Source organism: Massilia brevitalea (assembly GCF_030711405.1).
Lineage (GTDB): Bacteria > Pseudomonadota > Gammaproteobacteria > Burkholderiales > Burkholderiaceae_D > Telluria > Telluria brevitalea.
In genome coordinates this window covers 76,309-99,963 of record NZ_JAULSI010000023.1, presented here as the reverse complement: position 1 = coordinate 99,963, position 23,655 = coordinate 76,309, and the positions used below count along the sequence as shown (strand labels likewise).

At 62.1% G+C, this 23,655-nt stretch carries 20 protein-coding genes and 1 tRNA gene; 9 read left to right on the top strand and 12 right to left on the bottom strand.

Annotation, left to right across the window (positions count from 1 at the left end):
• Positions 1-1,285: 1,285 nt before the first annotated feature.
• Positions 1,286-1,672 (bottom strand): hypothetical protein, encoded by a 387-nt coding sequence (locus tag QWL29_RS15935; protein WP_182988985.1) that lies wholly within the window; start codon positions 1,670-1,672, stop codon positions 1,286-1,288.
• Between the two features lie 18 nt (positions 1,673-1,690).
• Here QWL29_RS15935 and QWL29_RS26650 point away from each other — a divergent pair, with 18 nt between their 5' ends.
• Positions 1,691-2,062 carry a helix-turn-helix domain-containing protein gene (locus tag QWL29_RS26650; RefSeq protein WP_308635549.1) on the top strand — a complete coding sequence of 124 codons (372 nt, stop codon included), beginning with the start codon at positions 1,691-1,693 and terminating at the stop codon, positions 2,060-2,062.
• 248 nt (positions 2,063-2,310) lie between these two features.
• Positions 2,311-2,811: a hypothetical protein gene (locus tag QWL29_RS15925; protein ID WP_305823855.1), complete on the top strand. Its 501-nt coding sequence runs from the start codon at positions 2,311-2,313 to the stop codon at positions 2,809-2,811.
• Between the two features lie 757 nt (positions 2,812-3,568).
• Here QWL29_RS15925 and QWL29_RS15920 read toward each other — a convergent pair.
• The 11 genes from QWL29_RS15920 to QWL29_RS15870 all read right to left on the bottom strand — a co-directional run bounded on the left by QWL29_RS15920 (position 3,569) and on the right by QWL29_RS15870 (position 16,018).
• Positions 3,569-5,809: a hypothetical protein gene (locus QWL29_RS15920; RefSeq protein WP_305823854.1), complete on the bottom strand. Its 2,241-nt coding sequence runs from the start codon at positions 5,807-5,809 to the stop codon at positions 3,569-3,571.
• Positions 5,806-7,398: a site-specific integrase gene (locus tag QWL29_RS15915; protein WP_305823853.1), complete on the bottom strand. Its 1,593-nt coding sequence runs from the start codon at positions 7,396-7,398 to the stop codon at positions 5,806-5,808. The genes QWL29_RS15920 and QWL29_RS15915 overlap by 4 nt, the downstream gene beginning before the upstream one ends.
• Entirely contained in the window at positions 7,349-8,497 is a 1,149-nt protein-coding gene (locus tag QWL29_RS15910) for a tyrosine-type recombinase/integrase (RefSeq protein ID WP_305823852.1), read from the bottom strand. The genes QWL29_RS15915 and QWL29_RS15910 overlap by 50 nt, the downstream gene beginning before the upstream one ends.
• Before the next feature lie 226 nt (positions 8,498-8,723).
• Complete coding sequence (yiaA, locus tag QWL29_RS15905; RefSeq protein WP_305823851.1) at positions 8,724-9,167, bottom strand: inner membrane protein YiaA; 444 nt, start codon at positions 9,165-9,167, stop codon at positions 8,724-8,726.
• A gap of 76 nt (positions 9,168-9,243) precedes the next feature.
• Positions 9,244-9,630: a fluoride efflux transporter CrcB gene (crcB, locus tag QWL29_RS15900; protein ID WP_305823849.1), complete on the bottom strand. Its 387-nt coding sequence runs from the start codon at positions 9,628-9,630 to the stop codon at positions 9,244-9,246.
• On the bottom strand, positions 9,615-10,145 hold the full coding sequence (gene moaE, locus QWL29_RS15895; protein WP_305823848.1) for a molybdopterin synthase catalytic subunit MoaE: 531 nt from the start codon (positions 10,143-10,145) through the stop codon (positions 9,615-9,617). The genes crcB and moaE overlap by 16 nt, the downstream gene beginning before the upstream one ends.
• 20 nt (positions 10,146-10,165) lie before the next feature.
• On the bottom strand, positions 10,166-12,793 hold the full coding sequence (locus QWL29_RS15890; protein ID WP_305823847.1) for a DUF349 domain-containing protein: 2,628 nt from the start codon (positions 12,791-12,793) through the stop codon (positions 10,166-10,168).
• A 186-nt stretch (positions 12,794-12,979) separates the two neighbouring features.
• Positions 12,980-13,522 carry a hypothetical protein gene (locus tag QWL29_RS15885; protein ID WP_305823846.1) on the bottom strand — a complete coding sequence of 181 codons (543 nt, stop codon included), beginning with the start codon at positions 13,520-13,522 and terminating at the stop codon, positions 12,980-12,982.
• A 294-nt stretch (positions 13,523-13,816) separates the two neighbouring features.
• On the bottom strand, positions 13,817-14,302 hold the full coding sequence (locus QWL29_RS15880) for a DUF2804 family protein (RefSeq protein ID WP_305823858.1): 486 nt from the start codon (positions 14,300-14,302) through the stop codon (positions 13,817-13,819).
• On the bottom strand, positions 14,259-14,798 hold the full coding sequence (locus tag QWL29_RS15875; protein ID WP_305823845.1) for a DUF2804 family protein: 540 nt from the start codon (positions 14,796-14,798) through the stop codon (positions 14,259-14,261). Before QWL29_RS15875 ends, QWL29_RS15880 begins: the two co-directional genes overlap by 44 nt.
• Entirely contained in the window at positions 14,795-16,018 is a 1,224-nt protein-coding gene (locus QWL29_RS15870) for a winged helix-turn-helix domain-containing protein (protein ID WP_305823844.1), read from the bottom strand. Before QWL29_RS15870 ends, QWL29_RS15875 begins: the two co-directional genes overlap by 4 nt.
• A gap of 161 nt (positions 16,019-16,179) precedes the next feature.
• On the opposite strand from QWL29_RS15870, the gene QWL29_RS15865 reads away from it, so the two are divergent.
• From QWL29_RS15865 to QWL29_RS15835, 7 genes are all read left to right on the top strand, one after another.
• Positions 16,180-17,418, top strand: coding sequence for an exonuclease SbcCD subunit D C-terminal domain-containing protein (locus QWL29_RS15865; protein WP_305823842.1), 1,239 nt, complete (start codon positions 16,180-16,182; stop codon positions 17,416-17,418).
• Positions 17,415-21,179 (top strand): AAA family ATPase, encoded by a 3,765-nt coding sequence (locus QWL29_RS15860; protein ID WP_305823841.1) that lies wholly within the window; start codon positions 17,415-17,417, stop codon positions 21,177-21,179. The genes QWL29_RS15865 and QWL29_RS15860 overlap by 4 nt, the downstream gene beginning before the upstream one ends.
• 64 nt (positions 21,180-21,243) lie before the next feature.
• Positions 21,244-21,456: a DUF1287 domain-containing protein gene (locus QWL29_RS15855; RefSeq protein ID WP_305823840.1), complete on the top strand. Its 213-nt coding sequence runs from the start codon at positions 21,244-21,246 to the stop codon at positions 21,454-21,456.
• 283 nt (positions 21,457-21,739) lie between these two features.
• Positions 21,740-21,949: a hypothetical protein gene (locus QWL29_RS15850; protein WP_305823839.1), complete on the top strand. Its 210-nt coding sequence runs from the start codon at positions 21,740-21,742 to the stop codon at positions 21,947-21,949.
• A gap of 1 nt (position 21,950) precedes the next feature.
• Complete coding sequence (locus QWL29_RS15845) at positions 21,951-23,090, top strand: methyltransferase (RefSeq protein WP_305823838.1); 1,140 nt, start codon at positions 21,951-21,953, stop codon at positions 23,088-23,090.
• Between the two features lie 178 nt (positions 23,091-23,268).
• Positions 23,269-23,345 (top strand) — tRNA-Met (locus QWL29_RS15840).
• A 71-nt stretch (positions 23,346-23,416) separates the two neighbouring features.
• Positions 23,417-23,653 (top strand): hypothetical protein, encoded by a 237-nt coding sequence (locus tag QWL29_RS15835; protein ID WP_305823837.1) that lies wholly within the window; start codon positions 23,417-23,419, stop codon positions 23,651-23,653.
• Positions 23,654-23,655 lie beyond the last annotated feature (2 nt).

Sequence of the window (23,655 nt, the reverse complement as noted above, 5' to 3'; positions counted from 1 at the left end):
GCCTGACTCACACTAACCGGCCTCCACGAAAGCCGGGGCGGTTCACAGCGAATTGCTGCACCGATGGTGGGGGGAATGGTGACGGCACCGCTTCTGTCGCTGTTCGTCATCCCAGCTGCTTGGCGTTTGCTGCAGGAGCGCGCTATACCAGGACGCTAGGTACTCGACCGCAAGCTCTGACTGTAGCTGGGCTAACAAAAGCAGTTCGCCCAGCCGGTGCGGCTTACAACGTCGTTGCGGCATACGCAATACAACCGTGCATAAAACGATTCGCTACACATTGGCTCACTGAAGTCGACACCTCGTCCGGACTTCGGTGAGCCTTTGTAGAGCAGCCTGATGACCACGTATCTGGAAATTGATGAACTAGCCGTATTGTTGGGAAGAAGCGCCCATACAATCAGGCGGAACCTCCTCCGAAACCCAACAGCCGTGCCGCCAAGGATGTACATCCCTGGGACGAAAATGCTTCGGTGGCGGGCACACGAGGTAGAAATCTGGATGCATGAGACTGGCTGGACTCGACGTCCCTCGTGGTTGGGACAGCGAGGACCTGACGCATTGACCGCCATCGCGGTCGGTCGAGAAGCCACAGCCTCAAGGCCCGCATCGGCCGAGGAGATGATACCCAGCTTGCCATCGACAACGCTCAAAAGTTGAATGCAATACGCTGCTGCCGATTTATGTACCTGCTCAGCCCTACCGGTGCAGCGCACGTCCAGGTGTACTAGAAAGACGCACGGAACTGCCCAACTGCCTGCACAAGAGTACGCAGATTTAGGGAGCATTTCGCCCCTGATTGTAATGACGGACGAATCCGCTCAGTATCACCGCAAGCTACGGCACGTGGAAGTCAGCGGCCTCATGAACGGAGCCAACCTCACGCACATACGCGGATTCAGGGAAGCTTGCGGCCGAGCGTGTAGCGAGACCATCTGTCGCGGCCTTTGCCTTAGTTGCGAGGTAAAAGAACTGACTACACATGACATAGGCCTACATCGGAATTGATGCCTAGCCAGCGTATTTGAGCGGCCCCCGGTAGGCTTACCGTCTGTAGTAGGACGCCGACCTACCGAAAAACTAGAGCGATGGCTGTGGCAATTAAGCTTATCAGCAATGCGCCCATCCCCACGCTGACCAGGAATATGGGCGCTCGCTTTTCGTCCTGCAATATCGCTCGTATTTTCTTAAGCATTCGTAACCCTCATCAAGGCCGTTGCCACTCATCCGCAAGACTTCAATCTGGACTCGCGACCGATGAACGGGCTTCGACTGCGACATCTACCTAACACTCTGCAGTGCATACCGGGCGCGCCAAAACTTTTGCAAACTGAACATTTAAGCTCTCTTTTCGGAGGTCGTACTCGACCAATCTTGATACCAGTTCGTCGCGAGCGTGGACATATAGCTCTTCGCAAAGACCGGGGATGAGTTCGTTCGCGTTTTCGTCGAGATACGCCAGCCATTCCTCGTCCTGCATCTTTACCAACTCGCGGATGTAGCCCCGGAGAACAGGCGCTAGCTCAGCAATTTCCTCATCACTCGTCCCGCTGTCTACCAACAGCGCTAACTCTCGAATCAGCGCGATAAGCAGGTCAACAGGAAAAAAGCTGGGCAGTAAATTGCGACCTGTCCGGCGCGAAAGCTCCAGTTTTACCGTAGCTACTGACATAAAAAGTCCAGTCTGTGAATGAAGTTTTTAGGGTTGAAGGCGCCATTTTCCATCGCCGCAGAGGGTGCTCCCCATGAAGCGGTCATGCGCATGCCGTATCGTGAAATATTGTATACTATACTTTATAGACGTACTATGGGGATTCGCACATGCTGCTGGCACATGAGCGCTCCTTTCAAATTTTTAACCGCCCGAGAGCGGTTTGCCCGCAATTTACGGGAGTGGCGTTCGAAGCGCGGTCTCAGCCAAGAGGCGCTTGCAGCAGAATCTGGCCTCTCGAGAGTGTTTTTGTCCAGAGTCGAAACCGCCGCCGCCACAGTTTCATTAGATAACGTGGAAAAGCTGGCCCACGTTCTAGGCATCGACATCGTAGATTTGCTTCTGCCCTAGAGACTTCGAGGCCTGCTGCGCTCGCCACTTTACTACCGAGACAGTTGATAAGAGGGGGCGCTATGCCTAGGAAGTTGCCGGACTATTTGCCAGCGGACTGGCCAGACCATGCGAGAATTCCTACCAGGGCTGAGTGGGAGCGCGCACAAGAAGAAGACCGGGTTGCGGAGCTAGCGTTCGCGCGGATGAGGGAGCACCCGCCCTCCACGGCACCAACGCCAGAATCAATCGCCGCTGGCGACGCGGCGATGGCAGAAGCGTACAAGCGCGCGGCAGAGGTGGTGGTGCGAAGGATTGAGAGCAGAGAATTGCTCAGCATTGATGAGTTTTGTGAGGCCGTCGGTGTAACCTGCGACTGGCTGAGCGATGCATTGACTGAGGGTAGGCTGTTTGCAATTACCGGGCCTCACGGGCGCAGTTTCTTCCCCGCTTTTTATGCAGACGCTCGTATCAAGCGAGCGGATATCGAGCAGGTCGCCCGCGTGTTGTCGCCACGTGACCCAAGTTCCCAATACGGGTTTTTTACTAGCATCCGGACATCACTTCAGGCGACGCCGCTCGATGCGCTGCGCGCGGGCCGACTTGATGCTGTAATGAGAGCGGCAGAAATGCACGCAGAGGGTGCCCCACCCCGGCTGCTTTCGGTTGTCGACGAACTGGCAGGTCAGTCAGGACCGCTGACGGTGCCCCCGCAGCATGACCCGTCTGGGTCGTTTGCTGACGTGCTGAACGGTGCTACGAGAGGCTGATACATGGTACGTGTGCCCGCAAATACAATGAGTACGTGACAAACATAGCGTCCACAGCTCCGGCAAACGAGACCGCAATGATTCCTCAACGTCCGAAGTATGCATGGACGAGCAGTAGAATGAAACAAAGCCGGTATTGCCATCCGGACAACGGAGCGCACATCGAACAAGACTCGCTGTCCACAAGCTTAAGGATGCGCTGCAGTTAAGAACGCTCCCATGGCCCTCTAATAGACGACCGAGCTGCGGGTTCGGACCTACTGCTAGAGGTCTAAGCGCATTTGTCCTCTACTTTTTTATTTTACGGGGTTTCTTACTTTCCTTAACTGAAACGTCCGTATCGGGCCGCGAATTTCGGTCGATATCGGGCAACGGAAGGTCCAACTGGTCCGTAGACATCCCAGCCGCTGTAGCGTTGTACAGCCATCGCATGAATTTTTCTACAAGAAATCGATTCTCAGCAGTCAATCTTGTAACTGTCGCCTCAAGTGATTGAACGCGCGGGTCGCGGACTTCCTCGCTAAGCGCAGGCGATTTTTTATGCTGTGACCGTTGGTCCCGCAAAATTCCCACACGAATGGTATATGCGGACTTAATCTGGGGTTGTCGGTCTAGGGCTTGGCGCGTGTACGTAGGAAGACCAGCGGCGGTCAGCGCCTCAATCAGAAAGTCCCACGTAAGTTTATTCGTCGGCCAAGCATCAATGATTTGAACTGCGACACGGACCATCTCGTCATCTATGTTCTTAGCCCGAACCTTATTCATTATCCGCCCGCCTCGTTACGCCTTTACGCCTGCTGTGTAGCAGTCGCCTCTGGCCGCCCTGCTTTTCGTTCGAAACTTTGCCGCTCGCATCTTCAAGTACCATCACCGGACTCGCAAAGGGGGTTTTAGGCTGACTCCCTATTTTACCGAAGCTTCCGCTTGGACTGGTGGCTTCCAACGCCGCCCGTAGGCGACCAGCCTCACCCACCTGGGAAAGTGATTCAGAACCTGACAGTCGAATCAGCGCTCCGCCCTCAACCTGCGGGTCATCCAGAATACTAATAATTTGCTTGAGCCTCTCGACATTAGCCTCATGCGTTTCCAGCCAAATCTTGGCGGATAGTTTGCCAGCGTTAAGAGCAGCTAACGCGCGCTCAACCAGCATTTGATTTTCCATCAACGAAGCCCGAAGACGTGTTTCGACAATAGCATCACCCTTCACGACCACATGCTCGTCGCAGCTTATATGGTCACCAAATTTCGGGCACGGCATCATCACGAAATCGTGCACGCAGTATCCCAAATCCGTCGTATGCCCGGCCTGAACACGCTTCGCCAACCATTCAGAACGAAGAATCGGGATGTAAGTCTTTGTGGAGACAGGGGGAGCGAAGGAGGCGGTAGCGCGTCCAACAGAATCGCGCATCTCTTCAATACGTTCCGCTGCACTCACATGGTCATACGCCGAATTCTGAGCGACGTTCTTTCGCCCGGACCACGCCGCAATATCGAAGGCATCCATATTCGCGCTTTGCGCAATCGTGTTCAAAAAATGTCGCAGCTGGTGTGACTGAATCCTAATTGGCCTTCCTTCGCTGTCACACACGCCGGTACTTTTAAACAATGAAGGCATACTACGTGCGGTACTCTCATCAACAGCCCGAGAGATTTCGTACTCCCCAACAGGCCTTAACATGCATACCAAAGTTTTCTTGCGAGGGTTATATTCATGTACTCGCGAAATGCACAAGGCTTCGCTGTACTTAAGTCCGCTTCGTTTATGAAATATTGGAAATCCAACAGGAAGCATGCTGATAATTTTTCGTTGCAATTCAGCAAACCGAATCCGCGGCACGTCTATCGCCCTAATTTTTCCGGGGGCGCCACGTAAATCGTCGCCGACCCCAATGTCATTTCTTCCGCACCACGTCAATACGTCTGACAGTGTTTTACGGTCAGACTCTGCATCCGTTCCATCGCCAATCGGAGCTGAATCGCCCCACAAAATATTGTCGACTTCACGTGCTGAAAGCAACCGCTTTAAACGCAAATGACTATTTTTTTTAGACAGGTAGAGTCGACCAGGGTACGCCTCGTAGTGTCGAGCTAGCGCCCTAGCCGGCGCAGAGTAATCGACCAGCCTCTTAACGGCCTCCTGTGCAACCGCAGACATAGTCGCCGACACCGGCTTTAGAATTGCCCCCCCGCCCTTAGCGGCCCAATAGCGCAGCAGGAACCCAGGCTTGCCGTCCCCCCTTGGAACCAGACAGTCGACAGTCAGACGTATCACTTCACTTAGTCGACCTGGCTGGCAAATAAGCAGACCCAAGACGGACGAAACCAGCAAGTCACGAGGTTTCTCAGCACGATGGAACGCCTCTCCCAATGCTTCCAAATGCTCTTGCATCGGGAGTTTCTCGCTGCGACGCTCATCGAAGCTCTTACCAAGCTTGACAGAAAAATCAGTTGGTACAGCTAAAAAGTTAGTCCATGCACTTCCCACTCTCGACAGCCGATTGTCATCAATGAAGCGACTTAGACGGCTAAGAGCATTCCCAATTTGATAGGCCTTCCCCACACCAAAATGTTTTTTTGCAAGGCTTGCCGCCTCGTCAAAAGTGGTCGACGTGATTTTCGTAGGGCAGAATTCGCCCCTTCCAACTAACGCCTGCTCGACCATTTGCAAGGCCCTTAGTCGTGTCAAGGTCGGCGTGGCACTTACAGGCTCGATTGCATGCATATATCGAATATAGCCCTTAGCAAAATCTGAAAATCCGGCGGCCAAGGGTACTTTATTGGCACGAGACCGCGCTGTAAGAAAGGTGCAAAACGAAATGCTGCTATTCCCACGCTTGTTATCCGAATTCAGCGCCGTTCCAACTTCCCATTTGTCCGCGTCAAAATCTATTGCCCCGTAGACGGTCAGTTCATCCCGACACAGAGCAACAAACCTACGAAGATTTAGTAGCGCCGTCGAGCTCGGAAATGGGATAAATGTTGCTGAGGGTGTCACGATACGGCACCTGCAAACGACCTCTTCGAGTATTCATCAGCGCACTGAACAATTATGCTGGCCACGGCCATCATTGCCCTATCATTCACGCTGACAATGGCCGCTGAGCAGCCGGCCTTCAAAAGCCGAGCTCTATCTTTCTCAAGGTAGTCATACACTAACTGGTGTGGGCCATCCAGCCATGCATTGAAGAGAAAACAAGTGTAGCAAGCAATCGGCTTATTAAAGCCACAAAAGTCCTCCTTGCCACATCGACCTACACCTTTTTGCATTGATTTGTCGATTATAGGACTGGTGATATGAAGTGCCGGGTCTAAGTCTGCGTTAGTCACAGTTTTTATCAACACGCCTTTAAATGCCTGGGCAATAGTCCCCAATCGCGCAGCAGTAGAAAACTCGACCCTATCGTGTAACTCGAATGCACCCGCTAGCGCCACATACGGCCGCACGCTTATAGTCGTCGTATGGCCAAGTCTGAGTGCAGTTCCCGCTACCCCTAACCCCTCCCGTATACAATTCGTACCCAACGTGTACCTAAAACGATACACATTAAATACCATTTGCGCACCCGTTCTTTCGCTGATGGCGCTAAGATTAGAAAACGTGGCACGAATCTCGTCCGTTATCGTCACCGCCAACATATGATACTCAAAACCCTTAACGTTCGCGCCAGCGCTCTTTCCCCTACTTGGAAAAAGAGGACCAGACTCGGGGTCGGGGAGCAAACCAACATATTGGTTCAGCATTTGACTCTTGTACTCAAGCATCAACGCAGCCAACTCAGGTATTAAGTCCATTTCCTGGAACCGACTCCGTTCTGCCTCACCCCGTGCTTTAACCTGTGGAATTTTCAAAACACAGCGCTCACGACCGTCCTCGCGTATAATTTGAAGGTCCAATAATTTGAGAAGCGCATATTGCTTAGGACGCTGCCCAAATAACGCGACTAGCCAAGCCAGCACATATCTTGAAAGCGGAATACTGCCGTTTGCGTAACCTGAATACAGCGCATCAAATATAGTCTCCCGTTCCATGTCTGTAAATGGACCAACAACCGGGTCTAGCTGACTAATTGCACTACCGCTTGTAACACCGCGAAGTTTAGTCTCTGACAAGTACTTTGCTCCGCACGCAGAGATTCCAGGAAAACCAAGCTTACCCATGCGTTTTAGAAAAGGCCTGCAGCTTCGAAAACAAATTTCGCTCGGGTCAGATTCTTTTAACACGTTGCGCGCATTGAGAAGACTGACCGCCGTAAAACTTCTAGTCAAGCCATCTGCGCCTCCCTTGATAACTCTACACAAGCGGCAGAGATTCTCGAATGTAGCGCTCAATGTCCCTGCGGCCAAGTTCTCTGCCGTCCATATAAGTGTCTTCCGTAATCCCCAGTGCAGCTCCTCACCAAGTTCGACCAGACTTGAAAAATCGATATGCACGGATTTGGTACCATCCTTGAAACTCCACAGGTCGCTTCGTGGGTCAAAGACCACACCATTTGCAGTTGTTGCAACAGCCGATATTTCGAAACGACCCGAGAATCTATTTGATACCGTCGTGTTTGGATGTGTGACGCTTGGCATATTGTTCATTCTGTGCTTTCAATGACGATTGATGCGCTTTCTCTTTGATGCGACGCTTGTTGTAATGGTCGGGCATCGTTGATATCGCTGACCACCGCATCAGAACTCGACGCCGCTGGGCTTCATCCGTGTCTAATACACCTTCTCTCTCGAACCCAAGTGATAAGATGTAGTTACATGTATGTCGGCACATCTGAGACGATAATTTTTTGGGTAGTGCGGGACACGACTCACGAATCTTCCGAAAAATATGTTGAAGTGCACTATCTGTCAACGCTCCGCCGCCTCGTGCCAAAAATAGAAACGGCATATCGTCCTGGGTTTGGGACTTTCGTAAATTTGGAGAAACTATATACTCGTAAGTTGCTGCCATAAGGTCACGAGATAGCGGGATTTCACCTTCTATTGTTTTGGCTTTTGCAGGCCGACGGCGCTTATCCACCTTAGAATCTTGGCGCCTAAGAACCCGGACGACGGCGCGCTGCCAATCGATATCTTCAAGTCTAATGCCTAATAATTCGCCGCGACGCAATCCCAAAAGGATGAGCCACTGCATAAGAAGAGAGTTACGATAGCGAACGAATTCAACTCGGAAGGGATTTTCGTTAGCCAGGGGGTCGGTAATGCGCCACAAGTCATTGATTTGCGACTCACTTAAGGAAGTGCTTTGTTCCTTCGGCTTGGGCCTTGCAGGAACCCTCGCATCAAACATCTCGAACGTGTGAACCCGTGCAGTCTCTAGTCTGAGGTATCGCTCGTTATCTCGGTCAAGCGAATATAGAGCACGCAGGGCTCTCTCGTTGACGTAGTCGCGTATGTAGGCAACTCGGTCACGATAGGATGTTATCGCATCTCGCTTTGGGACTGTAGGAAGCTTTTGGTACAGCTTCATAATTTTAACATTGCGCCCACGCAACGCCACTTCCTTCACTTCCAGAAGCGGTAGGATACGCTCAAGCCTCTGTTTGCAAAGGTCGACTATTCTCTCAACTTCGAAAAGTAAAAGTAGTTTGCTTGATTTTAACCTCGCGGTCAGGTCAATATCGAGAATGCGGCAGGCCAGTTCTAACACCATAATTGCACGCAAGTGTGCCTCTATGGTGTTCACGGCTAAGTGTCTGGACCGTAAATTCTTTAATGCGTATAGAGTCGGTTCAATGAGAGGGGCGCCACTCTCGGAATCGACCAGTGAGACGAAATCCTCCCCCGACTGCAGTCGAAAATAACGAATGCCAAATGGATTACGCATTTGTTTACACTTCTCTGCAATGACACCATTGCACAGTGCGCTATTTACATTTTTTTGTCAAGCTCGATATTTTCCAGCTGTTTTCCTATGAGAAATTTAAAGTTGTATACGGTTTATGCAATATGATGCTTGACTTCTGCACCGCCACCACGGCAAACAGGCTGAGCACGAAGGCCATGGCGTAAAAACCTTTTTCGCTGGGCGCCAGGGTGGCGTTCCAGAGCCCGATCGTCAGCAGCGTCATCACCGCAATCAGGGAAAACCAGCAGATGCCGAAGTACAGGCCGGTGACGGGAATGCCTTCGCTGCGGTCGCGCACCGACTTTTGCAGCGAGATCGCGGCAAACAGGCCGTACAGCAACAGCGTGAAGTAATAGCCTTTCTCGTTCAGCGGCATCGTTGCATTCCATAATCCCCAGAGAAAGGCGATGGCGCCGATCAGCAAGGCACCCCAGGAAGCGCCGACAAACGCGGCGGTCGGTCGTTGAACAATGGTCACGGCGGGCTCCAGTTGTTTGTCTGGCGGCAAGTCTAGCACCAAGATAATTGCTTGGGTTGCGCAAATACGCGTGAGTTCGACCGTACCGCCAGGCGCTACTCGCGGTTCAGGCGCGCAGGACGCGCCAGGTCGCAAAGCCGGCGATACAGAGCAGGATCGAGCCGCACAGGTGCAGCAGCGTATGAGTCAACGCCCAGCCGTAGGCGCCACGCTGCAAGAGCGCCACGGATTCGCCGGAAAAACTGGAAAAGGTCGTCAATCCGCCCAGGAAGCCGGTGACGATAAACAGGCGCCACTCGGGCGACAGGTGCGGATTGCTGCTGAAAAAGCCAAGTGCGACGCCGATCAGGTAGCCGCCGACCAGGTTGGCGGCCAGGGTGCCGGCCTGGACCTGGGCGTGGATGTTCGCCAGCCACAGGCCCAGCCCCCAGCGCAGCCAGGCGCCGATGGCGGCGCCCGCCCCCACCGCCAGCCAGCTCAGCGGGTTGCCCACTTGGCTTTGGCGGAGTCGTCCGAGAGGCGCGCATCGACCCAGCGCGCACCGTCGGGCGTCTGTTCCTTTTTCCAGAACGGGGCGTCGGTCTTCAGGTAGTCGATGATGAACTCGCAGGCGGCAAAGGCTTCGCCACGGTGGGCGGCGCTGCAGGCGACCAGCACGATCTGCTCAAGCGGCGCCAGCGGGCCGACGCGGTGGATGACCAGCGCGTTGTACAGCGGCCAGCGCGCCTCGGCCTGGGCGACGATGTCTTCCAGCGCCTTTTCCGTCATGCCAGGATAGTGCTCCAGCTCCATTTCCGACACCGAGGCACCATCGTTCATGTCGCGCACGGTGCCGACGAAACTGACCACGGCGCCCACGCGCGCATCGCCTGCACGCAGCTGGGCCAGTTCCTGGCCGAGGTCGAAGTCGGCGGTCTGGACGCGCACCTTGCTCGCCTCGCGGCTCGACTCGCTGCTCCGCTCCCTGCTCGCTTCGCTGCCCAGCTCGTTACTTGTTTTTCCGCTCATGTTCCCGCTCATGTCCGCACTCACTTCGCGTCTCTCGCCGTACGCATGAGCAATTGTTCGATGCGCAGCGCGGTGCGGTCGTCGACCAGGGCCGGCAGCGCGCACAGTTGGCGCAGGCCGCTTGCCTTGTGGCCTGGCTTTTCGCCCGCCTTCAGCGTCGATTGCAGGGCCTCGACCTGCAGTTTCAGGCGGTCGCGGGCAAACTCGGCGCCGCTGTCGATGCCGGCCGCCACTTCCTGGCGCAGCAATTCCTGCAGCAGGGTCGCGCGGTTGGCTTCCAGCAAGCGCGCATAGCCGGCACGGTCGCCCTCGGCGGCATTCAGCGCCGCCTCGAAGCGGGCGTCGAGCACCGGATCGTATTCGGCGCCGGCCGGCAGCAAGGCGGCCCAGCGTGCGCGCCAGTCGGCGGCGGCGATCGTCTGACCTGGCTGGGCCAGCGCATCCTCGAGCTCCTGGCAGGCGCCCAGCTTGTCGCGCAGGGCGCCGGCCAGCGCCAGCCCGGCGGCGCGGCGCGCCAGGTCGGCGTGGTGCTGCACCTTGGCCACGGCCTCGTGATAGCGCTTCTCGACACGCGCCTCGTGGGCGCGCGGCACCGGGCCGACGGCATGCCATTCGGCCGCGGCTTCGCGCAGCAACTTGCCGGCCGTGGCGGGGGTGGCGTCGGGCGCTGCCGCTTCCAGGCGCCCCGTGATCGCTTCCTTGGCGGCCTCGTGGGCACGGCGCTCGGCGTCGGCCGCATGCGCGGTTTCCTTGCGGGCAGCAAACAGCTCGTCGCAGGCGGCGCGGAAGCGTTGCCACAGCGCCTGCTCGGCCTTACGCTCGAGCGGCAATGCACGCGCATGCTCCTGCCAGCGGGCCTGGATGTCGCGCAGGCGGTCGACGGCGTGGCGGTCGTGCGGGTCGATCTTCGCGACTTCGTCGATCAGCTCCTCGCGCCCAAGCATCTCGGCCTTGCGCTGCTCTTCCAGCGGACCCTGCAGCGTGGTCAGGGCGGCGGCAAACTGCTGGTCGAGGCGCTTCTTGTCCTTGCGGTCGATGGCGCCCAGGTGGCTCCAGGCCAGACGCATGCGCTGGACGGTGCCGGCCACGTGCTTCCAGTCAGCTTCGCCCGATTCCAGCTTGGCGATCTCGGCCTGGGCCTCGGCCACCAGGGCTTCGCCGCGCGCGGCATTCGTGTGACGCTCGTCGGCCAGGTGCTTGAAGTGGGCCGCGGCCGGGGCATAGGCCACGGTGCAGGCATGGTCGAAGCGTTCCCACAGGCTTTTGGGCGCGGCGCCGGACAGGCTGTCGAGCGCCTTCCAGCGGTCGCGCATGCTGCCGACCTTTTTCGCCAGCTCGGCCATCGGCAGGTTTTGCGTGGACAGGGTTTCCACGGTCTTGATGAGTTCTTCACGCGAGACGTTGCCGCCCCAGCGCGCCCAGTCAGACAGGCGTTTCAGTTCGGCGCGCAGGTGGCTCAGGCGGTCGGCCTGGGCTGCACTCAGGCGCATGCCCTTGCCCTTGGTGTCCTTCAGCGCCTTGTCGAGTTCGGCGGCAGTGCCGAGCGAACCTTGCTGCAGGGCCGCTTCCAGCGCATCCATGGTGTCGATGAAGCCCTGGTCGGCGCCTTTCTGCATTGGCTTGGCGGTTTGCGCCGTGGCCTGCACGGCCGGCGACGCCGGCGCCGGCTTGTGCACCGGCTGCGGCAGCGAGCCCAGCAACGCATCGAAGCGTTCCTGCAGGGAGGCAGCGGCGGCGCCCTGCGCCAGTGCAGGCAGTTTCTGCCAGGCCTGGCGCAGCTTGTCGGCCTGCAGCTCGGCGACAGGCTGGACCTGCCACTCGGCGAGCGCGGCCTCGCGCGCGGCCAGGGCGGCCTGGGCCTGTTCCAGCGTGGCGAGGCTGGCGCTCAGGCGTGCGTGTTCGTTGGCGAACTCGGCAGGCAGCGCACGCGGCAGCGTGGCGTGTTCCGGCGCGGCCAGCGCAGCGCTTTGCTCTTGCTGCACCGCATCCAGGCGCGCGGCCAGTTCGGCGGCGTTCAGGCCGGCCGTTTCCAGCGCGCGCAGGCTGGCCACGCGGTCGATCATGGCGCGCTGCAGCTGCACTTGCGCTTCCAGGCGCTTGCCCAGCTGGGCACGCACGGACGTGAATTCGTCAACGAGTTCGGGGGCGGCGATCACCGCCCATTTACGGTCGAGCTCGGCAACGTGGTTTGAGGTAAGCAATTGATCTTGCAACAGTGTGCGCGCTTGATCCAGGGTGGCCTGGCCGCGCGTCAGTTCGGCGTCGTGGTGGCGGATCGCATCCAGGCGCGACTGCATCAGCTTGGCGACGCGGCGGTCGACGTTGCGCATGGCCACATGCACGCGCTCCAGCCCTGCGCGGCTGTGGACCTGCTCGGCCGCGGCCAGGCGCAGTTCGGAAAAATCGGCCTGCAGGATGAATTCCACGGCGCGCATTTCATCGCCGTCGAGCTGGCGCAACGCTTCGGTCTGCTGTTCGCGCCCCTGCTGGGCCGCCTTGGCCTGGCCTGGCGCGCCCTGCGCCGTGCCGGGCGCGGACGGCGCGGCCCCGGCTGCAGGCTTTGCCTCCTTGTCGGCAGCCTTGCCCCCTGCCGTGGCCGGCGCGTTGCCGGGTTTGTCGCCCTGGCGCTTGAATAGGAATTCGAACATGATGAAATCGCACTTCCAAAACCCCCATCATAACAAAGAACCATGGCAGTTTTGGGCGCACTCGACAGGCGCGCGGACTGTTGTCGGGTGGATGCAGTTAAAGCTTGCCGCTAGGCAGTACGTGCGGCGAACGACCATCCCACGCAGGCGGCTTACCTCTTCATCATTGCTTGTTGATGCACAGGCTCAATGCACGTACGACACCGGCGGCGCCTGGCGCTGGCTGTGCTCGACGCGGGAGGGCCGGCTGGCAGGCGGCGTGACCAGGTGCACCCGGTGTTCCTCGCGGTAGGCATCGTGGGCCAGCATCTGGTGCGCCATGGCAAACCAGGTTTCGCCGGCAATGGCCACGCGCGCCACCGGGAACAGTTCCAGTTCCTCGCGCTCGAAACGCAGCGTGAGCGCCGCGCAAAAGCGGTCGACGGCTGTGCAGAAGGCTTCCACGCCCTCCTCGCTGTCGATGCCGCCGTGCAGCAGGCCGTTCGCCGTGGCCAGGGCCTCGACCGCGTCGCGGCTGAGCTGGTCGAGTTCGGCCACCAGGGAATCGGCGTTCGCGCTGGCGCGGCGCAGGGCCGGCAGCAGGAAGCGGTCGAGCTTGCGGCGCTGGCAGCTTTCGTAGAGGCCGCGCAAGGTATCGCAGACGTATTCGGCCTGGCCTGTGGTCAATGCCGTCTGGCGTGCATAGCTTTTCTGGACGAGTTGCTGGACGGCATGCAGACTGACGCGCATATTCGTTTGTTCAACTGACAACGCCACGAGCGTGTAGGTAGCGGTAAGCATTCGGTCTCCTCTCGATTTCTCCAACGCAAGCGCATGCTCCGCAAGGGAGCGCGGCATGGCGGGAAGTCTGGTTTTGGACAGGCTGTGCTTGTTGTGTTTTTCTTCAGCCCGAAAGAACTCGTAGTGTAAGGAGCGGACCATGGCTGGCGTTTGATCTAGCTCAAACTCGGACCGAAGGACGCGGAAGCGACAGTCAAGCATACGAAGCCTGCCGCGTTGGCGAACGCGGGCGCAAAACCGCCATCACCAGCGTGCCCGGTAGTCCTCGGCCAGGCCGCTCAGCCCCGTCACGGTGCGTTTCGGCGCATCAGGCGCGGCCCGGACCCAGCCGTCGAAGCGGCCCAGGTGCTGGCGCAAGCGGCTGCTGGCAAGGAGCAATTGCTTTTCGTCACGACGCACACCTTCGGGCGTGAAGCGCAGGGCCAGCAGGCCGTCGGCGCTTGTCATGCTCCAAACGCCGTCGGCCTCGATGCGGCTCTCCAGCGCGCCGAGCGCGATTAGTTCGCCGTCCAGCCAGAGCGCGTTCTCGGCATCGCCAAAGTAGCCGCTTTGCAGATTGATGCCCAGCCCGCGCCCATGCGCCGAGATCCAGCGCCAGGCGCTGCGCCGGCCCAGCAAGCCGTTCGAATAATCGTAGCTGGCCACGCCGCCGTCGAGACGGAAGCGCTTTCCGCCGGCGTCGGCCCTACCGTGCAGCAGCAGGCCGGGCGACTTTTGCGTGCTGTGCACGGCGCCGCCATCGAAGACCGGGCCGACGGCCAGCAGGCGCGGCGCCGCGCCGCCATATTCTGCGTCGATGCGGAAATTGCCGGCGCGCAGGGCGCAAGCGATGACCGAGCGCACCATCGGCTTCGATGACGATGCGCCGGCCCGGCATCGCGAAACGCGCGCCTTCGCCCACGGTGGCGCCGACCTCGGCCGTCAAGGCCGGCAAGCCGACCGGAGAAAAGGCCTCGACCACCTCGCCGAGCGCACGGTCGAAGGCATAGGCAAAGGCGCTGTTGTTCCAGCCGATGTCGATCACGACCAGGCCGACGAAGAGTTCGTCGGTCACCAGCGATACGAAATGCCAGCGCTTGTGATGCAGGCGCCGCCACAAGGCGCCACGCGCAAACGGCGGCGCCAGCCGGTCCCAGCCCGGCGCCCCTGCCTGGCCCTGGTAGCGCCCGCACAGCGGCAGCCCGTCCGCGCCCACCACGTCCAGTGGGGCGGCGGGCAGGCTCATGCGGCTGCCTGGCGTGGCGTGGCGGCGTCGGCGATGACCAGCGCCAGCCGCCCCGCCATCTCGACTGGCTCGGTGCGCCCGAGCACGACCTGGGCGCAGCCATGCCAGCGCGCGCAGCGCAGCAGAGCACCGGCAACATCGCGCACCAGGGCGTCGCTGGCGCGCAGGCCGGGCTCGAACAGGGCCGCCTTGACCTCGAAGATGCCGGCGCGGCGGTGCGCCTTGGCATCGATGCGGCCGACCAGCGCGCCGCGGCGCAGGATGGGCAGCGTGAAGTAGCCATAACGGCGCTTGGCGGCCGGCGTATAGCATTCGAGGCGGTAATCGAAGCCGAACAGTTCCAGCGCGCGGCGCCGGTCCCAGACCACCGGGTCGAAGGGAGAAAGGATGGTGGTCAGCGTCGGCGCCAGGGCGCCATCGGCCGCGCGGCGCGCCAGTTCGGCATGGTCGGGATGGATGTAGACCGGGTCGGCCCAGCCTTCGACGCTTGCGCGCAGCAGCAGGCCCTGCCCGGCCTGCACGGCCGGGTCGACATGCGGGCGCCGGGTGCGGTGGTAGTCGGGAATCCAGGCGGCGCGCGCCAGTCCCAGCGCCTTCACGGTGCGCAGCGCGAACGTGCGGCGTACGTCTGGCAGCTCGGGCAATTGCGCATCGCTCCAGCCGGGCAGCACGCGTTCGGCCAGGTCGTACACGCGCTGGAAATTATGGCGCCGCGCAATCATCAGCGCGCCCGAGGTGAACAACACTTCGAGCGAACGCTTTTCCGGTTTCCACTCCCACCAGCCGCCGCTTTTACCGTCAAGGCGCTCGAAGTCCGAGGAACGCACCGGCCCTTCGCTGCGGATGTGCGCCAGCAGCGCCGCTACCTCGCCCGCACGCTCGCGCATCCAGGTACTCGAATATTTCCAGCCCATCGCGTCGGGGTCGAGCATGCGGTGGCGGTACAGACCGTAATCCTCGATCGGCAGGAAGCAGGCTTCGTGGGCCCAGTATTCGAACAGCTTGCCTTTGGCCAGCAGCCCGTCCAGCCATTCCGGCGGGTAATCGCCGAGCCGGCTCCACAAGACCAGATAGGGGCTGCGCGCCACGACGTTGATGGTGTCGATTTGCAACATCTCCATGCGGCGGATGGCATCCAGCACGTCGGCCTCCACCGCCTTGCGCCGGCGCGGCTGCAGCAGGCCCTGGGCCGCCAGGTGCAGGGCACGGGCGCCGCTCATGGAAAGGTGCAACTTATCATCGTCAATACGCATGCAAATATTCTAATGAGGTTTCGGCATCGACTGCCGCGCCGGCCGGACATTTTTTTGTGAGCATGCGCCAGCTGCGTTATAGTTCAGCCGATCCTTCCCTAATTCCTCTCCCCGATTTCCGATTCCCCATGCGGCTGTTGCACACTTCCGACTGGCATCTCGGCCAGACCCTGCACAATTACGACCGGACCTACGAACACCAGTGCTTCCTCGACTGGCTGCTCGACACCATCGTGAGCGAGGAGGCCGACGCCCTCCTGATTGCCGGCGATATCTTTGACAACGCCAATCCATCGTCTGCCGCCCAGCGCCAGCTCTACGGTTTCCTGCAACGCGCCAAGGCACGCACGCCGCACCTGCAGATCGTTGTCATCGCCGGTAACCACGACTCGCCGGGCCGCCTGGAAGCGCCGGGGCCGCTGCTCGAAGCGCACGGCACGGTCGTGATCGGCAACGTGGTGCGCGGGCGCGACGGCGCCATCGACCTCGATCGCCTGCTGGTGCCGCTGCGGGACCGCCATGGCGAAACCAAAGCCTGGTGCCTCGGCATTCCCTTCCTGCGCCCCGGCGACGTGCCGCGCGTGGAGGCCGAGGGCGACGCTTACCTGAACGGCATCGCCGCCCTCTACCGCCAGGCCTTCGATCTGGCGGTCGAACGCCGCGAGGAGGGCCAGGCGATCCTGGCGATGGGCCACTGCCACATGGTCGACGGCCAGTCCTCGCAGGATTCCGAGCGCCGTATTGTGATCGGCGGCACCGAGGCGCTGCCGGCCTCGATGTTCGACCCGCAGATCGCCTATGCCGCCCTGGGCCACCTGCACCTGGCCCAGCGCGTCGGCAAGAAGGAGCACCTGCGCTATTGCGGCAGTCCGCTGCCGCTGTCGTTTGCCGAAGTCGGCTACCAGCACCAGGTACTGCGCATCGACCTCGAGGGGTCGATAGCGCGCGACGTCACGCCGATTTTCGTACCGCGCGCAGTGGACATGCTGCGCGTGCCGGCCAAACCGGCGCCGCTGGCGGAAGTGATGGCGGCGCTCGAATCGCTCGAACTCGACCCCGGCCTGCCGCCCGCCTGCCACCCCTACCTGGAAGTGCGCGTGCTGCTCGATGGCCCGGAACCCGGTCTGCGCGCCCAGGTCGAGGCGGCGATCGCCGATAAGCCGGTGCGCCTGGCGAAGATCGAACCGACCCGCAAGCTTGTTACCGGCGAAGCCGCCGAGGCGCTGACCCTCGACCAGCTGGCCCAGCTCCAGCCCGACGACATCTTCAAGCGCCTGTGGCAGCAGCGCTATGGCGAGGACGCGCCCGACGACCAGCTCTCGGCCTTTTCCGAATTGATGCTTCCGGGCGACAGGGAGCGTGCATGAAGATCCTGCGCATCGCCGGACGCAACCTGGCTTCGCTGGCCGGCGATTTCTGCGTCGATTTCGAGGCCGAACCGCTGGCCTCCAGCGGCCTGTTCGCCATCAGCGGCCCGACCGGGGCGGGCAAAAGCACGCTGCTCGACGCCCTCTGCCTGGCTTTGTATGGCAACACCCCGCGCCTGCCACGCAGCGGCGGCCGTGGCGGCAGCGCCCTGCCCGACGCCGGCGGCGACACCGTGTCGACCTTCGATCCGCGCAACCTGCTGCGCCGCGGCACCGCCGAGGGTTATGCCGAAGTCGACTTCGTCGGCAACGACGGCCTGCGCTACCGCGCGCGCTGGAGCGTACGGCGCTCGCGCAACAAGGCCAGCGGCCTGCTGCAGCCGCCCGCCATGACCCTGCACCGCCTGCCGGAAATGCTGGCGCTGGGCGCGACCAAGACCGAGGCGGCGCTTGAAATCGCGCAGCGCGTCGGCCTGTCGTTCGAGCAGTTCACGCGCTCGGTGCTGCTGGCCCAGAACGAGTTCTCGGCCTTTTTAAAAACCGACGAGAACGAGCGCGGCGAGCTGCTCGAAACCCTGACCGGCAGCGCCGTGTACAGCGAAATTTCCAGGCGCGCCTACGAGCGCTACAAGCTGGAACAGGAAAACGTGCGCCGCATCAGTGCGCGCCTGGCCGACCAGACGCCGCTTGCGATGGAGGCGCGGGCCGAGCTCGACGCCGCCAGGACGGCTGCCGAAGCGGCCCTGCAGGCGGTCGAGGTACAGCGCGCGCTGCTGGAAACCCAGCTGCGCTGGCACCAGGAGCGCGACAAATTGCGCCGCAACGAGCTCGATGCGGACGCCCTGCTGGCCCAGGCCCGGGCCGACTTCGAGGCTGCGCGCGAGCGCCGCATGCGCTTGGCCACGCTCGACGTGGTACAGGACGCGCGGCCGCTGATGGCCGACCTGGTGCGCTTCGAAAAGGAACGGGTGGAGGCCGAGACGGCGCTCGCCAGCGGCCAGCGCGATTTGCAGCGCGTGCAGGACGCGGCGCGCCAGGCGGTGCAGGACGTGACGGCTGCGCAGGACGCCGTACACGATGCCGAGGCCGCACAACAGGCAGCCGCGCCGCAACTGGACGCGGCCAAGGCGCTCGACGCGACGATTACCACGCTGCGCGAAGCCCACGAAAAACTGAGCACCCAACGCGACGCTGCGGCGACCGATGCGGCCCAGGCCCAGGCAGCACTGGCGCAGGCCAGCCGGCAGCTGGACGCCACCCGTGCGCAGGAAGGGCGCAGCGCGGCCTGGCTGGACGCCAACCGCCGATTCGAAACGCTGGCTGCGCAATGGCCGCGCTGGGACAAGCTGCTCGGCCAGCTCGACGCCGCCGCCCAGGCCAGCCGTGCAAATGCCGCCCAGCTGGCCAAGGCCGAGCGCGCGCTGCTCGATGCCGCGGCCCGCGCCACGGCCGGCAAGGAAGCGGTGCTGGCGGCCTCCACCCGCATCGAACAGCAGCAAGCCGCACGTGCGCAGGCCGTGGAAGCACTGGCACAGTTCGACCTCGACAGTTTGCTGGAAGGCCGCGCCGGACTCGAAACGCGGCGCGATGCCTTGTCCGCCGCCGAGAAAATCTGGCACGGCCTGGCCAGCGCGCGCCAGCGCCTGCAGCGCATCGACCGCGAGCTGGAAAAGAGCGGCACCGCGCGCCAGGCCGCCGAGACCGCGCTGGCCGCCGCCGCCGATGCCGCCCCGGCACTCAAGGCCGCCGCAGGCCAAGCCCAGGCTGCGCTCAGCGCCGCCGAACTGGCCTGCGCCGCCAAGGTCGAGGACCTGCGCGGCCGCCTGGTCGAAGACGCACCCTGCCCAGTGTGCGGCAGCGAAGCGCACCCCTACGCCCATCCCGACGTGCGCCTGCACGCCGTGCTCGATACCTTGAGCGACCAGCTAGACGCATTGCGCGCCAGCGTGCAGGCCAACCTGTCGGCCCAGGCCACGCACCGCGCCGAGCTGGCCGCCAGCCAGGAACGCCTGGAACTGCTGGGCGAGGAACGCGCCGGCTTGCAGGGCGACGTCCAGGAACTCGACAGCGCCTGGAACGCGCATCCTCTGGCGGCGGGCGCCCCGTCGGAAGCGGCACGGGCCGACTGGTTCGGCGCCCAGCTGCTGGAGGTGCGCGAAGCCTTGCGCACCAACGATGTGCAGCAGGGGGCGGCGCGCCGCGCATTCCAGGCGCGCGATGCGGCCCAGGCGGCGTTCGACGCAGCGAATGCGGAATTCAAGCGCGTGCAGGAAGCGGCGCAGCTGGCGTCGTCTGCGCAGCTTGAAGCCCAGCATGCGCAGACGACGCTGGCCGCGCAGGCCGAACGCGACACGGCGACGCTGGACGCCCTGCTGGCCGAACTCGACCCGGTCATGTGCGCCTCCTGTGGCGATGGCTGGCAAAGCGGCTGGCGTGCCGACCCCGCCGGCTGGCACCGGGACCGTGCCAGCGAGGCGCAGGCCTGGTTGGCGCAATCGGCGCAATTGGCCGAGCAGCGTGCCGCGCTTGGCAGCGTCGAGGCCCATGCGCGCGATGCCGGCGTGCGCGCTGAACACGCTGCGCAAGCCGCGAACGCTGCGCAGGAAGCCTACGCCCGCAGCGATTCCGCCCTGCGCGAGCGCCGCACCGAGCGCGCCGCCTTGTTCGAGGGCCGCGCGGTGCAGGACGTCGAACAGGGCCTGCGCCAGACATTGACGGCCGCACGCGAGGCACTGGCCGCACGCCAGCTGGCCGCCAACGAAGCGGCCCAGCAGGAAACCCGCATCCGCGCCGGCATCGCGCAGGCCGGCGAGCGCATCGCCACTCTGCTCGACGATGCGCGCGATGCCGCGACGCGCCTGTCGGACTGGATCGAGGACTATGCCGCCCAACACGCCGACCTGGAGCCGGTGGAGAATGGGGCCGCCCTGGCCACGCTGCTGGCAGTCGGCGCGCAGTGGATGTCGAACGAACGCGCGGCGCTGGGCGAGATCGACGGCGCCGTCGCCAGGGCGGCCGCCGTGCTGGCCGAACGCAAGAACCAGCGCGCGCTGCACGAGGCCAGCGCCGATCCCTCTTCAAACGCACAGGATGCCGACGTGGTCGCCGCCACGCTGCAGAAGGTGCTGGACGAACGCCAGACACTGCACGAGCAAGCCGCGAAGCTGCGCCTGCAAACCGCGCAGGACGACGAACGCCGCATCAAGGCGCAGGCGATGCTGGCCGAGATCGAGCGCCAGCAAGCCGTCGAGGCGCGCTGGGGGCGCCTGTCGGAGCTGATTGGTTCGGCCGACGGCAAGAAGTTCCGCAACTACGCCCAGCAGTTCACGCTGGAGGTGCTGCTCGGCTACGCCAACAGCCACCTGAGCCACCTGGCCAAGCGCTACCGCCTGGAGCGCGTCGACAACGCCGGCGCGCCGTCGCTGGCGCTGATGGTGCGCGACCACGACATGGGCGGCGAAATCCGCTCCGTCAATTCGCTGTCGGGCGGCGAGTCCTTCCTGGTGTCGCTGGCGCTGGCGCTGGGCCTGGCCTCGCTGTCGTCGAACCGGGTGCGCGTGGAGTCGCTGTTCATCGACGAAGGTTTCGGATCGCTCGACAGCGAGACCTTGACCGTGGCGATGGATGCGCTCGATGCGCTGCAGTCGATGGGCCGCAAGGTGGGCGTGATCTCGCACGTGCACGAGATGACGGAGCGGATCGCGGCCAAGATCCAGGTGCGGCGCGCCGGCGGCGGGAGCAGCGCGGTGACGGTGCTCTAGCGATCCGTCAAACGTGGCGCCGGCCTGGCGCCGATACTGATCGTTCACTTCAGGAGAGATAAAGATGTCGCGCTTGCCGATCCTCGCCGCCCTGCTGCTGTTATCCGCCACCGGCGCTGCCCGTGCCGAACCACGTGCCGAGCCGCAGGATCTGGTCGCCGCCGCCCGCGCGCAGATCGGCGTCACGCTGCATTACGATCCGGCCTACGTCACGCTGGCCTACCCGCGCGGCGACGTGCAGGAGGGAATGGCGTTGTACCAATTGAACAGGAAATAGGCACCGGCCGACACGGCTGGGTAGACCACGAGCTTCATCAGGGTGCCGAGATGCCGCGGGCTGATGGATTTGCTTGTCGATTTGCTCATGGTCTAGCTGTTCATGATACTCCTCGGAAAATTTTATGGGCTAACTCTACCGTCCAGCCAGGCCGGCACCATCAGATCGCGCAAGCATTGATTCCGAGCGCCGGAAAGCAACAACCTCTAGCCCGTTCCCCTTCCATACTTCTACAACTTCCCTTGTACAATGCGCGCTTTGCATTCCACACCTTTTACCGACCATGAAACCCGCCCGCACCCTCACCTTCAAATGCGCCACATGCGCCAAGCCCGTTACCGTCTACCTGCAGAAAGTCTCGGCCTGCTCGCACATCCAGCCTTACCAGGGCATCTGCGGCTGCGGCGAAGTCAAGCTGCACGCGACCGGCAGCGCGGACGCGGTGAAGTCTTTCCTGGATTCGAACGGCACCAACTGGCACCACCACCATTAATATGACGCGCATCGAATGGGTGGAAGGCGGAGAAAACCGCTCGGCGCTGTGGCGCTCGGAAAGCGGCTGGCCGGCGCCGAAAAAAGTCGTGCTCGCCGACGACACCATGGCCGCCGACACGGCCTATCGCCTGGCGCTGGACGGTACCGCCCTGCTCTGGCGCGGCGACTTCCAGAACGCGCGCCAGCTGGTGCAGGCACTGGCGCGCCGCATCGACCACAGGGGCTCGCGTTCAAAGCGGGCCAAGGCCGGCAAGGCCGCGCCGACGCCGACCGAACAGTTCCACCGCCACCGCCTGGCCCAGCTGCAGCGCGCCCGCACCCTGGCGATGCTGCTGATCCCGTTCGATGCCGACTACACGATTGCGCTGCGCCGCGCACCCGAGGTGAAGGAAGCCTGCCTCGAGGCCTGGGGCCCGTCCAGCGAGACCAGCGTCGCCTCGCTGCGCGAACTGCTGGGCCTGATCGGCGCCCACGAATGGCGCCGCAAGGGCGTGCACATCCCGGCGCTCGACGGCCGCATCCACCCCTGGTACGGCGTGTTCTCGCCGGTGCGCGGCGAATACGTCGACCTGGTGGCGCAAGCCCCGCTGCCGCCGCAGGCAAAGCTGGCCTTTGACATCGGCGCCGGCACCGGCGTGCTGAGCGCGGTACTGGCCCGGCGCGGCCTGCAGCACGTGGTGGCCACCGACATGGACCAGCGCGCGCTCGGCTGCGCAAGCGACAACCTCGCACGCCTGGGATTGACGAGCCAGGTCGAGCTCATCAAGGCAGACCTCTTTCCTGACGGCCAGGCCGACCTGGTGGTCTGCAACCCGCCCTGGCTACCGGGCAAACCCAGCTCGGCCATCGAATACGCGATCTACGACCCGGACAGCCGCATGCTGCGCGGTTTCCTCGGCGGCCTGAAGGCGCACCTGGCTGAACATGGCGAAGGCTGGCTGATCATCTCCGACCTGGCCGAGCACCTGGGCCTGCGTACGCGCGCTCAACTGCTGGAGTGGATCGCCGCGGCCGGCCTGGATGTGGCGGGCCGGCACGACGTGCAGCCGACCCACGCGAAAGCCCAGGACGCCGACGATCCGCTGCATGCGGCGCGCTCGCGCGAAGTGACCTCGCTGTGGCGTTTGCGGGCAGCCTGAAACCAATTCGAATATCCGATTTGCGTCAGGCCGCCAGACGCGGTACAATGCTTGCCTNCGCTGCATGCGGCGCGCTCGCGCGAAGTGACCTCGCTGTGGCGTTTGCGGGCAGCCTGAAACCAATTCGAATATCCGATTTGCGTCAGGCCGCCAGACGCGGTACAATGCTTGCCTCAGACGCGGGGTGGAGCAGTCTGGCAGCTCGTCGGGCTCATAACCCGAAGGTCACAGGTTCAAATCCTGTCCCCGCAACCAAACACTTAGCACGAAACGAGCCCGACTCTTGTAGCCGGGCTTTTGTTTTCTGGGGCTCGCAGTTATTCCAGATGAGAGACAAAAAAGACAACGCGACGATCGACCTCCCGGGTTTTGAGGCGGCCGCACCGCTCGAACCCAGCGTTGTCGAGCCAAAGCGCACTCCCCGTCCTCGTCGCGCCAACCTGAAACAGGAGCAGCTCACCCTGCTCGAAGAAACCGACACCAGCGGCCTGCCCGTCTGGCGCCGCGACGACAACCTCGATTTGACCGGCCTGCCGGTCTGGGCGCCGGCCAATCCGGCCTGACC

Bases quoted from the DNA above. Each gene is read 5' to 3' on its own strand.
- QWL29_RS15835 (WP_305823837.1), top strand. From the start codon at position 23,417: ATGAGAGACAAAAAAGACAACGCGACGATCGACCTCCCGGGTTTTGAG.
- QWL29_RS26650 (WP_308635549.1), top strand. From the start codon at position 1,691: ATGAAGTTTTTAGGGTTGAAGGCGCCATTTTCCATCGCCGCAGAGGGT.
- QWL29_RS15850 (WP_305823839.1), top strand. From the start codon at position 21,740: ATGAAACCCGCCCGCACCCTCACCTTCAAATGCGCCACATGCGCCAAG.
- QWL29_RS15845 (WP_305823838.1), top strand. From the start codon at position 21,951: ATGACGCGCATCGAATGGGTGGAAGGCGGAGAAAACCGCTCGGCGCTG.
- QWL29_RS15915 (WP_305823853.1), bottom strand. From the start codon at position 7,398: ATGAACAATATGCCAAGCGTCACACATCCAAACACGACGGTATCAAAT.
- QWL29_RS15865 (WP_305823842.1), top strand. From the start codon at position 16,180: ATGCGGCTGTTGCACACTTCCGACTGGCATCTCGGCCAGACCCTGCAC.
- QWL29_RS15885 (WP_305823846.1), bottom strand. From the start codon at position 13,522: ATGCGCGTCAGTCTGCATGCCGTCCAGCAACTCGTCCAGAAAAGCTAT.
- QWL29_RS15870 (WP_305823844.1), bottom strand. From the start codon at position 16,018: ATGAGCGGCGCCCGTGCCCTGCACCTGGCGGCCCAGGGCCTGCTGCAG.
- moaE (WP_305823848.1), bottom strand. From the start codon at position 10,145: ATGAGCGGAAAAACAAGTAACGAGCTGGGCAGCGAAGCGAGCAGGGAG.
- QWL29_RS15860 (WP_305823841.1), top strand. From the start codon at position 17,415: ATGAAGATCCTGCGCATCGCCGGACGCAACCTGGCTTCGCTGGCCGGC.
- QWL29_RS15855 (WP_305823840.1), top strand. From the start codon at position 21,244: ATGTCGCGCTTGCCGATCCTCGCCGCCCTGCTGCTGTTATCCGCCACC.
- QWL29_RS15925 (WP_305823855.1), top strand. From the start codon at position 2,311: ATGGCAGAAGCGTACAAGCGCGCGGCAGAGGTGGTGGTGCGAAGGATT.
- QWL29_RS15935 (WP_182988985.1), bottom strand. From the start codon at position 1,672: ATGTCAGTAGCTACGGTAAAACTGGAGCTTTCGCGCCGGACAGGTCGC.
- QWL29_RS15875 (WP_305823845.1), bottom strand. From the start codon at position 14,798: ATGAGCCTGCCCGCCGCCCCACTGGACGTGGTGGGCGCGGACGGGCTG.
- QWL29_RS15890 (WP_305823847.1), bottom strand. From the start codon at position 12,793: ATGTTCGAATTCCTATTCAAGCGCCAGGGCGACAAACCCGGCAACGCG.